The sequence below is a fragment of the Streptomyces sp. NPDC032745 genome, from assembly GCF_055579465.1.
In genome coordinates, this window is sequence record NZ_JBVING010000005.1 from 1 (window position 1) to 12,723 (window position 12,723).

A 12,723-nucleotide genomic window follows, 5' to 3' on the forward strand; every position below is an offset into this window, starting at 1 on the left:
CCCAGATCAAGTGGGGCCTGGACTACATGAACTCCCGCTACGGCAGCCCGGTCGGCGCCTGGAACTTCTGGCAGGCCAACCACTGGTACTAAGCCGCCACCCCGGTGGCCGGCCTCCTGGATCCAGGAGACCGCCGCGACACGCGCCCGCAGGCGCGGGGCGGCAACCGTACGGACAGACGCCCGGCCGAGATTCCCCGGCCGGGCGTTTTGCGTGGGCGCTCCCACTGACCCGCCGCCTGCAGGGCGTGCGGAGCCGCGGGTGATCGCGAACAGGACAGCCGGGCGGACCGATCCACAGGCCGGGGTCGCACGGGTCGACCAACACTCTCTTCACATTGCTCACATATCGCACAGGACCTGTCAGACAGTGCATCCTCATCGCCGACAGAAGGAACCTGTCCGTTCGGAGCATGTCCGTCTTTGTCCGAGTGGACCCACGGACTCCACGGAACGTGACTGTCCGCATCCGATCTAGTGCATAGAGTAACGGATTCCGTATGGTCGTCGTGCTGCCAACGCCGTATCTCTGGAGGATTCGTGGCACTCTTCCGTACCCGTCTGGCCATGCTCGGCTCGGCCGCGGCTCTCGCCGCCGGCGTCCTGACCCCCGCACAACCCGCAGGGGCCGCCCCCGCGGCGAACTACGAGTGGGTCGCCCTGGGCGACTCGTACACCGCCGGCGTCATCCCGGCCGCAGGCGACACGTTCGAAGTTCCCCGTGACGGCTGCGAGCGCACCGACCGGTCCTACCCTCAGGTCATCGACCGCGACCTCGGCGCACTGTTCGAGCTCACGAACGTCAGCTGTGGCGCCGCCACGATCAAGAACATCACGTCCGAAGCCCAGCACCCGATCGGACGGCACCTGCCGCCCTTCTCCGAGGACCCGGACTACCCCTTCCCCGCCGTACCTCCCCAGTCCGAGGCAGTGCAGCCCGGCACCGACGTGGTCACCGTCGGTGCGGGCGGCAACAGCCTGGGGTTCGCCGAAATCCTCTTCACCTGTCTGCAACTGGGCTCGGGAAGTGGCGGCGTGGGCACACCCTGCAGGGACGACCTGGCCGACAACATCCCCAGCCGCCTGAACCAGGTGAGCAAGGACTACGACGCGATGCTCGCCACGCTCCACCAACGGGCTCCGCACGCAAAGATCCTGGCCGTCGGGTACCCGACGGTCATTCCCAAGGACACGTCCAAGTGCCGGTACGACGACTGGGAACAGTTCGCCTCGATCACCCAGGGGGACCTGGACTGGCTGCGCCAGGACGTCATGGAACCCCTCAACGCGGTCATCGAGAAGGCAGCCGCCAAGCGCGGCGACAACTTCGTCGACCTCTACGACTCCTCCCGCGGGCACAGCGTCTGTGACGCGGGCAAGTGGGTGGAGGGCATCTTCACCCGGTTCCCCGACGAGGTGGCCTTCGTACACCCCAACGCCAGGGGCCACCAGAATGCCGCTGATCACGTCGCATCGGCGATTCTGAACTCCATCAACGTGAGCTGACCACACCGCACCCCTCACACGCTGCCGCCGGGCCGGAGCCGTCCCTCCCGCCCGGCGGCACCGCAGCACTGCCCCGCTCCGGTGGGCAGGGTGCGGGCATGCGGGGCCCGGTCACGCGACCAGGCGTAGCCAGGCTTCCGCGAGTGCGGCGTGACCGGCCGGCGTCGGGTGTACGCCGTCCGCGGCGCAGTACTCCGGCCGGGTCGTCGCGGCGAGTTCGGCGAACATGCCGTCGGCGGCGAGCAGATGTGCGCCGTACTTGCGGGCGAGCTTGCGCACGACCTGGATCTTCGGGTCCAGGTCGGTGCGCCATTCCTCCCGCTCCTTCTCGCCGATGAGCGCGTCGCCGTCACCGGCCTCGACGACGCCGTGGATCGGCAGGAGGAACGGCTCGATGAGGATCAGCTTCGTGCCCGCTGCGGCGAGGGGCGCGAGGAGGCGGTCATAGCCCGCTTCGAACTCCTCGGCGGGAATCACGTACCCCTCCGGGTCCAGCGTGTGCCAGCCCATGTCGTTGACCCCGACGAGGATCGACACCACGTCCGGGCGCGCGTCGAGTACGTCCGTCTGCCAGCGGGCTTCGAGGTCCATCACCTTGTCGCCCCCGTTCGCGGTGTTCAGCCAGGTCACGGGTCGGTCCGGGTACCGGAGTCCCCACTCGCCCGCGACGCGCAGCGGGTAGCCGAACCCGAGACCGTCCTCGCTCTCCAGCCGTTGGCAGTCGGTGATCGAATCGCCGGTGAACATCACGGGGCTTCCCGGCCGGACTGTGATCGTCATGTGCGCTCCTTGAACCAGGGTGAGGAGGGGAAAGCAGATGAGAGCGGATGGGAACGTCGGCATTCCGGCGCTCAAAAGACTTCGGGCCCACTGAACCAACGGCCGGCGGCCCGCTCGAACGCTTCACGATCAGGGGTGCGATCCCCTGCCCAGGCGACCACGCCGTCGGGCCGGACGAGCACGGCACCCAATCCGAGGTCGTTCCTCGCCGGACCGGCCGCGTACCGTACGCGGCTCTCCCAGCCCATCGCCGAACCGTGCAGGCGCCGGTCGGCACTGAAATCGAGCGCCACGCCCCGTCCGTCCTGCATCAGGTCGCCGAGGCGCGTGCCGTCCTCGAGACGGAGGTCCGGGGCGTTGCGGCCGACCAGCGGATGCTCGCTGCCGAAGTCGTGACGGACCCACGATCCCGACAGCCTCTCGAAGACGTAGGTCGTTCCGTCACGGGTCCCGATCAGGTCGCGAACCACTGCCTGCATCGCCTGGCCGTGCGGGTCCGGCCGCATGGCCGCCACCTGGGCGCGCGACCAGTCGAGCACCGCTGCGCCGATCGGATGGCGCTCGCCGGTGTACGTGTCGAGAAGCCCGTCCGGCGCGTGCCCGTGCACGGTCGCCGCGAGCTTCCAACCCAGGTTCACGGCGTCGCCGATGCCGGTGTTGAGTCCCTGCCCGCCCAGGGGTGAGTGGATGTGGGCGGCGTCGCCCGCGAGCAGGACGCGTCCCTGCCGGTAGGCCGTCGTCTGCATCGCCCGGTCGGTGAAGGTCGAGGCGAGACGGACGTCGCTCACCGTCACGTCGGTGCCGGACACCCGGCGCAGAACCGCCTGGAGACGGTCACGAGTCGGCTGCTGCGAGCGGTCGAACGCGCCGCCGTCGAAGTCCATCATGCCGATGTGCCCATTTTCCGAGGGCATTTGCATGTACATGCCCGTCGACGTCAGGTTGAACCCGGGCCGCAGCTTCTCGGGATCGGCGATGGTCGCGTGCATGGTGTAGCCGGTGAACTGCGGCTCGGTGCCGACGAAGTCGAAGCCCGCGAGCCTGCGCACCGTACTGCGTCCGCCGTCGCAGCCGACGAGCCAGCGCGCCGCGTACGCGTCCGCGCCGGCTTGCGCGACCACACCCTCATCGTTCTGGGCGATGGCCGAGACCGTGACGCCACGCCTGACGTCCACGCCGAGCTTGGCCGCCTGCTCGGCCAGTACCGCCTCGATCGCCTCGAGGTGGGTCAGCACGATGTCCGGTGCCGGGCTGGGAAGCCGGAACGGGAGGGCGGTGACGTCGACCTTGGCCGGGTCGAGCATCATGCCGGCGAAGTGGCCCGCCCAGCGAGGGGGTGATGCCTCGTCCTCGTCGGGGTTCGCGGCGGGGTCGCCGCTGACACCCGACGCCGTCAGCAGCGGGTGCAGCATCCCACGGCGGTAGAACGCCTGGAGCGACGCCCCGGACAGGCCGCGCCTCCCCAGTGGTGCCGCCTTCCACGGGGAGCCGGGCTCCGGCTCCCGCTCGAGCACCAGGACCGAACAGCCCGCGAGGCCAAGCTCGCAGGCAAGGAACAGACCGACCGGACCGGCGCCCACGATCACTACGTCATGCACGAGATTTCCCCTCCCAGACCTGCAGCCGGATGGGCACCCGGCCGCACCTCTGGAAATGTGCCGGGCCTCACCGACATCGCACCGACAGTCCCCGACTTGCCACCGACATGCCACCGACACCGGACTGACAGGCCCTGGCATGCCGCCGACGCCACGGCCGGTCGAGTCGCAGGTCAGGCCGCGATCGCCGCAGCCCCGGCGGGCGGCGCACCGGTGGACCGGCGGCCGCCACGCCCTGGGTATTCTCGGTTTGATCACGTATGCGCATGACAAGTCGGGAAGTCCCGGGCCCGCTTCGGCTCCGGCTGCCCGGCGAGGGGAGTTCTGAGGTGGGTTTCGACGAGGAGTGGGCCGGGCTGCGCACAGCCGCCGAGCGCGCCGCGAAGACACCGGAGCCACAGTCGCAGACAGGGCCGGAGCCAGGGCCGGGGCCGGGGCCGGGGCCGGGGCCGGGGCCGGAGCCGCCGATCGCATCCGCACCCGCGGCCGCTCCCGAGACGGTGGCCGACACCCTGGAGATGGCGCGGGAGGCGGTGCTGGAGCGCCTCGCGGACTTCCGCAGCCGGGTCCTGCTCGTACCCCTGGACGAGCGTGACGGGCTGTGGACGGGCCAGTTCGGCGGGCTCGACTGGATCTACGCGTTCTCCGGGGACGAGCAGTTGGCCCGGTTCGCGCAGGCCCGCGGCGAGCAGGGGCGGGAATGGCCGTACCGGCGGGTGGTCGGGGCGCGGATCCTGGACGAGGTCGTGCCTGCGCTGGACTTCCCCTGTGGGGTGGCGTGGGACGTGGCGGGGCCCGACGGCATGGTCTTCCCGCCGTTGAGCGGGTTCGTGCCCGAAAGGGCGGCACTCGATGGTGAGGTGACGGAATGAGCGGGGACGGGGCAGATCTCGACGTCTCACAGCAGGCACTGGGCCAGATCGCCCGGGGCATCACGGAGACGCTGGGCGAGCTGAAGGAACTGGGGATGATCGGCTCCGCCAGCATGGGGCGGGGCTTCTCGGACATCGCCCTGTCGGGTATGGAGACCGGGCACGACGGCTTGACGTCGACCTTCAACACCTTCTGCGAGCGCTGGGAGTGGGGGGTGCGGTCACTGGTGCAGCAGGGCAACTCGTTCGCGGCGAAGGTGGGCCTGTCCGCCGGTGTGCTGCACGAGCAGGACCAGTACATCCAGGGCAGCTTCAAGGTCCTCACCAACTCGGCGATGGGCAATCCGTACGCCTCCGAGAAGGACGTCATCGACAAGGACTGGGGCGAGGTGCTCTCCGACAACCCGTACACGCAGATCCGTGACGCGGACTACAGCCAGGAGTCCTTCGACCGGGCAGCACAGAACAGCAAGGAGGCGTGGAAGAGCGCGGTGCGGGACGTGAACACCTCCGACGTGCTGTTGTCGAACCAGCTGGTCGACGCGGCCGGGCTGCGCGACGAGGTGGACGGCGCGGTCGACCGCATGGTCGGACCGGCGCCGCAGCCGCAGGGTGAGCGCTGATGACGGACTGGGGTGGTCTCCTCGACAAGGGTCTGGGAAAGCTCGAGGACGGCTGGGACGCGACCAAGAAGGTCGTCGGGGAGGGTGTCGACAAGACCACCGACGGCATAGGCGCCGCCCTGGACTACGTCGGGGCGCACGACTGGGCGGACAAGGTCGAGGACTGGGGCGACGACATCGGCTCCGACCTCGGGGCCTCGATCAGCGAGCAGCAGCTCGGACAGACCGAGCAGGCGAACGAGCTGATCCACGGCAAGGCGTCGGCGATCCGGGAATCGACCAAGCACCTCACCGACTTCAAGGCCGCCTTCGACCGGGTCGGCGAGGGCATGAAGGCGCTGGACTCCGAGCACTGGAAGGGGCAGGCGGCTGAAACGTTCCGTGAGAAGTTCGCGATGCACCCGACGGACTGGTTGCGCGCCGCCGAGGCCTGCGAGGCAGCGGCCGGCGCCCTGAACCGGTACGCCGGGACGGTGGAGTGGGCGCAGCAGCAGGCACAGCAGGCCATAGACCTCTACAAGGCGGCCGTCAAACAGGCCAAGGAGGCGCACGAGGACTACGTGGCCAAGGCCAAGGCCTACACCGCGGCGGCGGACGCGGGCAGGGACCCCGGCGACAAGCCGGTGGAGCCTGTCGACGCCGGGAAGGCCGACGGCACGCGGGCCCACGAGATCCTGAAGGAGGCCCGCAGGCAGCGTAACGACGCGGCCGCCGACGCGCAGAAGGCGCTGGCGGCAGCGCTGGCGCACGCCCCGGCCGAGCCGCCCCCGTCCGAGCGGGCGCTGGCGGGGATCGGCGACTACTACGGCGCAGAGGCCGTGGAGCTCAACCACTTCGTCGGCGGAGTGGTCAAGGGAACGGCGGGGCTGCTGAACTTCGCCCGCGGCCTGAACCCGATGGATCCGTACAACCTGACCCACCCCGCCGAGTACTCGCAGCACCTCAACATGACGCTGGCCGGCCTCGTATCGACGGCCGCCCACCCGGAACGGATTCCGGGGGCTCTGATCGACAGCTTCAAGGACGACCCGTCCGAGGGCCTCGGCCGGCTGGTGCCCGAGCTCCTCGGCACCAAGGGCCTGGGAGGGGCGCGGGCGGGCGTACGGGTCGCGGAGACGGTGGCCGCGAAGCCGTCGGCGTGGTCGCACCTGGCGAAACCGGCGAAGGGCGTCACGGAACGCGGGGCCATCCACGCCGACTCCGTCGGTGCGAAGCAGGCCCAGAAGTTCCTCGACGACCAGTACCCGTGGCTCAAGGACATGAACAACACGGGCATGCCGGGCTACGAGTACAACTGCACGCACAACGTGGCCACCCTCGACAAACGGCTGGACGGGGTCGAGGTGTCGGCCGCCCCCAAGACCGGTCCGGGTGACATCCCTTACAAGGAGCTCGGGGTGACTCCGGACGCGAAGAAGGTCGTCAACAGTTACGACGACATCATCAAGGACCTGGAACAACGGGGTCCGGATTCGCGCAGCGTGGTCGCCATTTCCCGCCACGGCGGGGTGGGCCATGTCTTCAGTGCCGTGAACACCCCGCACGGAGTGGTCTTCTTGGACGGTCAGACCGGGACGCTGGCCAGGCTGGAGACGTCCAACATCAGCGAGATCGCCCATGTCCCCTACCGATAACCCCGTCAGGAAACAGCAATGCTCACGTTGAACGAGGCCCTGGAAGCGGCGCGGACGCATCTCGAACGGGCGTACTCCCACGAACCCTGGACGATCGTCCTGCAGCCGGAGCTGTCCGAGGAAGACCCACTCGCCTGGATCGTCCGGTACGAGGCACAGCCGGCCGCCGGGGCGGCGGGTGCGACGGCCGCTCCGCTGACGAGCCTGGTGCTCGTGCCCAGGGACGGCTCCGCCGTGCGGTTCCCGCCGTCGCACCTGCCCCTGGACGAGTACTTCGCCTACGTACGGCACGGCGGCTGGACGACCGCCGGCCTGGCCAGGACGGTGAAGGCCGAGCCGTGGCAGATGGCCCTGGAGTGGCTCCTCACCACCTACCACGGCCTGGTGGAGCTGGTCACGATCGAGCCCGTGGCCGAGGACGCCGGGACCTGGCTGTTCGCCTGCCGGACCACCGCTCAGCCGGGGTATCCGCGGACGCCGATGCTGGCGGCTTCGCTGGTCGTGCCCAAGGACCTCGGCACGCCGTTCCATCCGGCGGCCGACGATCCGTGGCGGGACGCCGCGGCCTACACGCAGAACCCCGTGGACCGTGACCCCGAGGCTCAGACGCGACGCCTGAATTCACGCGGATGCGTGGTCACCATGGCGGCGGCGATCACCGGAGCGCCCTCGTGTCCGTTGCCGTGGCAGCCGGCGCACGAGGCTCCGGGATGGTGGGAACTGCTGCTTCGGCGCTACTTCCCCGGCGCCGAACAACTGCGGTGCGCGAGCTGGGACGAGGTCATCGAGCGGGCGGAGCAGACCGGCCCGGACACCCAGGGCGTGGTCTGGGTGCGACGCGCCCTCGGCGGCACGGAGGTCAGCGGCCACCTGCTGTACGCGCACAACAACGGCGGTTCCGTGGTGTTCCTCGACGGGATGACCGGCGGGCTGGCGCGCCTGGACACGGCCGGCCTGCTGGAACTGGTCTTCGCCCGGGTACGGCCCGGCGGGCCGGCGCGGGCCGACGACTACGAGGCCGCCCGGCACAAGGCCGAGGAGTGGCTGCGCCGCACGTACGCGGAACCCGTCGAGCTGGTGTCGCCGGACGCCGGGGACGAGACGGCCCGCGGCTGGCTGTTCGCGTGCCAGACCTCGGCCGCACTGCGGAGCCGGGACTGGAGGCACGCGATGCTCGACGCCGCCGTGGTGGTGCCCAAGGGGCCGCAGGAGCCGTTCCTGCTGCCGAACTCCGACCCGTGGGGCTTCCTCGCCGCCTGGGACCGGGGCGAGCCGACCGGTCCGACGCCTCCTGCGGGGAAGGCCGATTGGCTGGCCTCCACCATGGCGGAGCTGGGTCCGGCGATGGAGGTGTCCGAGCACACGACCGTCGTCGATGCCGTGCAGGCCGTCGCCGCGCTGCCGCCCGGGGGACGCGCCCTGCTGTGGGTCCGGCGCCGGGACGCCCGAGGACGCGAGAGTGCCGGCCTGCTCTTGACGGGGATGCACACCGATGCGGGTCACGTCGGCATCGTCGACGCCTCCGCCGAAGAGCTCAGGAGCCTGGACGCGTTCCACGAGTCGGGGGTCCGGGTGATCCGATACCGCTGATGCCCGGGGCGGACATCAAGGCTCAGCCGCCTACTACTGGTACGGGTCGAAGGGGATGCCCGCCGGTTTGGCCTCCGCCAGGTGGGAGGAGAAAGAACCGTCCTTCAGGCCGAAGTGGGCACTGCCGAAGTCGGCCTGGCTGAGCTTCTCCCGGAGCGTGGCCGGGTAGCCCGACCAGCCGACGAGCGCGGGGAACTGCCAGGTGTGGCGGTGGTTCTCCGGCGGCTCGTCGTTCGTGTTCGCCGCGCGGAAGCAGTGCGTGCCGATGCCGTCCTTGTGGTAGACGATCTTGGGGTGGGTGCCGTCCCAGCGGATCTGGTCGCGCGCGTGGATCTCGAAGTCGCCGTGGGCGGAGGTGGCGACGTACTTCGCCTCGTTGCCCTGGATCCATACCACCACGTGTTCCCAGTCGTGGCGGTGGCCGCCGAGGCCGATGCCGGGGACGGCCTGGTCCTTCTCGAAGTACAGCGCGTAGACCACAGCGCACCAGCCGTTGTTGCAGGTGGCGCGGGAGTAGCCGTTGGTGTTGGCGAGGTCCGAGGCGTCGCGGCAGCTGCCGTCGAGGGCGCCGCTGGGTTTGAGGCCGCCGTTCAGGACGCCGGTCGGGCCTATGGCGGGCGTCGGGTAGCAGCCGTCGGTGTCGTAGTCGTACGCCGGCTGGAACGTCAGCTCGATGGCTTCGGCGTTGGCGGGGAGCGCCGGGGGCGGAGCCGCGAAGGCCGTCTGCGCGGCGGCGACGACCAGCGCGAGGGCGGCGCCGACGACGAGGGATGATCTCCGGATGTGCTGGCTCGTCCGCAAAGCAGGCCTCCGGGCCGGTCGATTCGGGGGCGGTCGGATCCCGGCTGTGTGGCCGGCGCACAGCGAGCATCATTCGCGAACCCCGACGGCACAGCAAGGGTCCCGACACCGGCTGTTCACCCGTGATCGGGTTGGTAACAAGGCTGCTTCCAGGGCGAGTTGACGCGCAGCGGGGATCCGGAGCAGCCCCGCCGCGCGGCGGCCGGCGTGGTGGCCGACGGCAGTGACCGGCGGGGTGACCGGCGCCGCGCGGCGCCGCGGGCCGTCCGCCGGTGCCATCACAGAACCCCTCGGACGCCCGTCGTCCGCACCTGGTTCCCGCGCGAAACAGTGACATGCATCACCACGGGTTGGGTGATCACGGAAGCATTACGTCCGCTCACGCTTCCCCGACATGTCGATATTTGTCCCACTGGAATCGACATTCCCCTCTTCGCTGAAATGGGAATTTTGAGGAGCGGGACGTTCTGCGGCAACTCGCCACGCCACAGCCGTGTCTGATGGTCGGTCTTCGTCTCACGCAGTCGGCCGGCCGGACGGCCAGCATGACCGTCCGGCCATTTCAAGCCCGCTGTACGGAGGTCCCGCGCGGGCCGGCGTCGAGACTTGCCAGCCCCTTCCAGGGCTTCTAAGAATGGCGGCCCGGCCCCGGCGCTCCAGCAGCTCAGGCGCAGGACGCATCGCAGAAACCAAGTGAGGTCACGCATGCAAAAGCACCGTAAAAAGCGGACGCACTACAAGAAAATAACCATCGCCGCCGTCACGCTCGGAATCGTGGGCATACCCACCGCCGCCATGGCGTGCCTGGACACCCAGGAGGCGGGCTCCGCGAGGGCCGCCGGCCGGCACCACGGCACGCGCCCCTCCCACACCGCCCCCTCCCCCGGCGAGTCGGTCCAGATCCAGGCGGGTCCCGCGGACGCCCCGGTCGAGACGGCACCGGCCGTGCCTGTCGAGCAGACCGAGCAGACCGAGCAGCCTCCCCGGACGACGGAGCCCACGGAGCCGTCGACCGCCCCCGCGGCGCCGAAGCCCGCGCAGCCGGCCCCGGCCCGGCCGACGGCGCCGGTCACTCCGCAGAAGCCGGCCACCCCGACCGCTGCGCCCTCCGGCCCGGCCGCCGAAGTGGTGGCGCTCGTGAACAAGGAGCGCGCCAAGGTCGGGTGCTCGGCGCTCACCGTCAATCCGAAGCTGACGGATGCCGCGCTGAAGCACAGCGAGGACATGGCCGCGCACGCCAACATGTCGCACACCGGCTCCGACGGTTCGGACCCGGGCCAGCGCATCACCCGTGCCGGCTACACCTGGACGACCTACGGCGAGAACGTCGCCTACGGCTACAGCACGCCCGAGCAGGTCATGACCGGCTGGATGAACAGCCCGGGGCACCGGGAGAACATCCTCAACTGTGCCTTCAAGGAGATCGGCGTCGGCCTCGCCCAGCCGAACTTCTTCTGGACGCAGGACTTCGGCACGGCCCGCTAGCGGGAGGTGCCGCAGACCTCGTCCCGGCCGGGCTCGGGGGGTCTGCTCAGGCGACGGTGGCTCCCTCGACGGGCTCGTCCTGCTCGGTCACGGCGTTGCTCAGGTACTCCTCGCTGATGTGGCGGGGACCGAACGGCCAGACCTTCTCGGTCCTCGCCCAGACGAGGAAGGCGACGCAGCCGAGGGCGAGCCAGGCCAGGGACCACTCGATGGGGTGGCGGCCCGGTGCGTTCCGGTCGGCGAAGCCGTAGATGACCAGCCAGCCGGCCAGGGCGATCAGGCTGGGCAGCGGGTAGAGCCACATCCGGTACGGGCGGCGCAGCGCGGGCTGCCGCTTGCGCAGCACGCTCAGGGCCAGGATCTGGGCCAGCGCCTGCACCAGGACCATCACGGTGGTGAGCAGCTGGATGAGGGTCACCAGGTCGGTGTGACGGCCGATCAGGAAGCCGACGGCGGTGACGGCGCCCATGGTGGCCAGGCCCAGGACCGGGAAGCGGTGCTTCGCGTGGAGCTTGGCGTACGGCCGGAAGAAGACGCGGTCGCGGGCCGCGTCGTACGGCACCCGGGAGCCGCCGAGCAGTCCGGCGAAGACGGAGGCGAAGGCGGTGACGAGGATGAAGACGGTCACGACCCGGGCGGCGCCCTCTCCCCAGGTCTCCTCCAGGACGGCGGAGGCGACGGAGGTCGACGCGATGTCCTTGGGGTCGAGCATCCGGTGCCAGTCGAGCACGCCGAGCGAGCCGATCTGGAGCAGCAGGTAGACGGCCATGATGCCGATGATGGAGAGGACGACGGAGCGCGGGATCGTACGCCCGGGGTCCTTGATCTCCGCGCCCATGTAGGCGGTGGTGTTGTAGCCGAGGTAGTCGTAGATGCCGATGGTCAGGCCGCCGGCGAAACCGATCCAGAAGGTGCTGTCGGTGACGGAGAAGGCGCCGCTGGGGTAGCTGAAGGCCAGGTCGAGGCTGAAGTGGGTGGCCGCGGCGACGATGACCAGGCTCACGGCGGCGATCATGACGGCCCACATGACGGCGGTGATCTTGGCGATGTGCTCGATGCCCCGCCACAGGAGCAGGACCACCAGTGCGATCACGGCGAGCCCGACGAGGTCACCGCCGGTCTGCCCGAGGTCCGGGACGAGGTAGCCGAGGTACTGGACGAATCCGACGACTCCGGTGGACATGATCAGCGGGATGAAGAGCATGGCGGTCCACACGAACAGGAACGGCATGAGCCGCCCCGTCCGGTACTGGAACGCCTGGCGCAGGTAGACGTAGCTGCCGCCCGAGCCCGGCATAGACGCCCCGAGTTCAGCCCAGATGAGGCCGTCGGCGAGGGCGAGGACGGCGCCCGCGATGAAGCCGACGACGGCCTGCGGCCCGCCGAAGGCCGCGACCATCAGCGGGATCGTGACGAACGGCCCGATTCCGCACATCTGACTCATGTTGATGGCGATGGCCTGGAACAGCCCGACGCGGCGGACGAACCCGCCGCTCGGGGGTGGCGATCCGGACATGGAGGACTCCCTGGACGCGGCTGGGGGATCGGGCGCGGGGCGCATCGCAGCGCGGCGGACGCCATAAAATTAGGAATGTTTACTTAATCCGTCAAGGGATCCGCGCCGACCGGACGGGGTCGGCCGGCTGCGCAGCGGCGGGGCCGCCTCGCGGGGAACCCGCGCGCCCCGGCCGGCAACGGAGGTCTTGCGCTATGCGTCCGCTGGACTCATTATGTGCGTCCAGCGGACGCATAACAGAGGGAGGCGGGCGTGGACCGGACGACAGGCACCCGAGGGCGGCACGGGGCGGGAACGGAGACGGACACGGAGACGGACA

The 12,723-nt window shown here is 70.0% G+C and carries 11 protein-coding genes; 7 read left to right on the forward strand and 4 right to left on the reverse strand.

What is annotated here, in order from left to right:
• On the forward strand, positions 1 to 92 hold a 92-nt coding region (locus ACZ5WG_RS14090), incomplete at its 5' end, for an aggregation-promoting factor C-terminal-like domain-containing protein (RefSeq protein WP_450315969.1).
• 447 nt (positions 93 to 539) lie between these two features.
• Positions 540 to 1,505 (forward strand): SGNH/GDSL hydrolase family protein, encoded by a 966-nt coding sequence (locus ACZ5WG_RS14095; RefSeq protein ID WP_468723073.1) that lies wholly within the window; start codon positions 540 to 542, stop codon positions 1,503 to 1,505.
• A gap of 111 nt (positions 1,506 to 1,616) precedes the next feature.
• Here the strand turns inward: ACZ5WG_RS14095 and ACZ5WG_RS14100 are convergent, their stop codons facing one another.
• Positions 1,617 to 2,285 (reverse strand): SGNH/GDSL hydrolase family protein, encoded by a 669-nt coding sequence (locus tag ACZ5WG_RS14100; RefSeq protein WP_468723074.1) that lies wholly within the window; start codon positions 2,283 to 2,285, stop codon positions 1,617 to 1,619.
• A gap of 71 nt (positions 2,286 to 2,356) precedes the next feature.
• Positions 2,357 to 3,883, reverse strand: coding sequence for an FAD-dependent oxidoreductase (locus ACZ5WG_RS14105; RefSeq protein ID WP_468723884.1), 1,527 nt, complete (start codon positions 3,881 to 3,883; stop codon positions 2,357 to 2,359).
• 329 nt (positions 3,884 to 4,212) lie between these two features.
• Between ACZ5WG_RS14105 and ACZ5WG_RS14110 the strand changes: the two genes are divergently transcribed.
• Genes ACZ5WG_RS14110 through ACZ5WG_RS14125 form a run of 4 tightly spaced genes read left to right on the forward strand, consistent with a single transcriptional unit; the run spans position 4,213 to position 8,602 of the window.
• Positions 4,213 to 4,755, forward strand: coding sequence for a hypothetical protein (locus ACZ5WG_RS14110; protein ID WP_468723076.1), 543 nt, complete (start codon positions 4,213 to 4,215; stop codon positions 4,753 to 4,755).
• A complete protein-coding gene (locus tag ACZ5WG_RS14115; RefSeq protein ID WP_468723077.1) occupies positions 4,752 to 5,378 on the forward strand; it encodes a hypothetical protein in 627 nt (208 codons plus the stop codon). The genes ACZ5WG_RS14110 and ACZ5WG_RS14115 overlap by 4 nt, the downstream gene beginning before the upstream one ends.
• Positions 5,378 to 7,012, forward strand: a complete 1,635-nt coding sequence (locus tag ACZ5WG_RS14120; RefSeq protein WP_468723078.1) for a putative T7SS-secreted protein — start codon at positions 5,378 to 5,380, stop codon at positions 7,010 to 7,012. The genes ACZ5WG_RS14115 and ACZ5WG_RS14120 overlap by 1 nt, the downstream gene beginning before the upstream one ends.
• Before the next feature lie 18 nt (positions 7,013 to 7,030).
• Positions 7,031 to 8,602, forward strand: coding sequence for a YrhB domain-containing protein (locus ACZ5WG_RS14125; RefSeq protein WP_468723080.1), 1,572 nt, complete (start codon positions 7,031 to 7,033; stop codon positions 8,600 to 8,602).
• Positions 8,603 to 8,635: 33 nt separating this feature from the next.
• On the opposite strand, the gene ACZ5WG_RS14130 is transcribed toward ACZ5WG_RS14125, so the two are convergent.
• Positions 8,636 to 9,403 carry an NPP1 family protein gene (locus ACZ5WG_RS14130; RefSeq protein ID WP_468723082.1) on the reverse strand — a complete coding sequence of 256 codons (768 nt, stop codon included), beginning with the start codon at positions 9,401 to 9,403 and terminating at the stop codon, positions 8,636 to 8,638.
• 705 nt (positions 9,404 to 10,108) lie between these two features.
• Between ACZ5WG_RS14130 and ACZ5WG_RS14135 the strand changes: the two genes are divergently transcribed.
• Positions 10,109 to 10,888, forward strand: coding sequence for a CAP domain-containing protein (locus ACZ5WG_RS14135; RefSeq protein ID WP_468723084.1), 780 nt, complete (start codon positions 10,109 to 10,111; stop codon positions 10,886 to 10,888).
• A gap of 46 nt (positions 10,889 to 10,934) precedes the next feature.
• Here ACZ5WG_RS14135 and ACZ5WG_RS14140 read toward each other — a convergent pair whose 3' ends face one another.
• Positions 10,935 to 12,404, reverse strand: coding sequence for an APC family permease (locus tag ACZ5WG_RS14140; RefSeq protein WP_468723085.1), 1,470 nt, complete (start codon positions 12,402 to 12,404; stop codon positions 10,935 to 10,937).
• Positions 12,405 to 12,723: the final 319 nt, after the last annotated feature.

Excerpts from the sequence above, each read along its gene's own strand:
- ACZ5WG_RS14135 (WP_468723084.1), top strand. The coding sequence starts at position 10,109 with ATGCAAAAGCACCGTAAAAAGCGGACGCACTACAAGAAAATAACCATC.
- ACZ5WG_RS14125 (WP_468723080.1), top strand. The coding sequence starts at position 7,031 with ATGCTCACGTTGAACGAGGCCCTGGAAGCGGCGCGGACGCATCTCGAA.
- ACZ5WG_RS14140 (WP_468723085.1), bottom strand. The coding sequence starts at position 12,404 with ATGTCCGGATCGCCACCCCCGAGCGGCGGGTTCGTCCGCCGCGTCGGG.
- ACZ5WG_RS14115 (WP_468723077.1), top strand. The coding sequence starts at position 4,752 with ATGAGCGGGGACGGGGCAGATCTCGACGTCTCACAGCAGGCACTGGGC.
- ACZ5WG_RS14100 (WP_468723074.1), bottom strand. The coding sequence starts at position 2,285 with ATGACGATCACAGTCCGGCCGGGAAGCCCCGTGATGTTCACCGGCGAT.
- ACZ5WG_RS14120 (WP_468723078.1), top strand. The coding sequence starts at position 5,378 with ATGACGGACTGGGGTGGTCTCCTCGACAAGGGTCTGGGAAAGCTCGAG.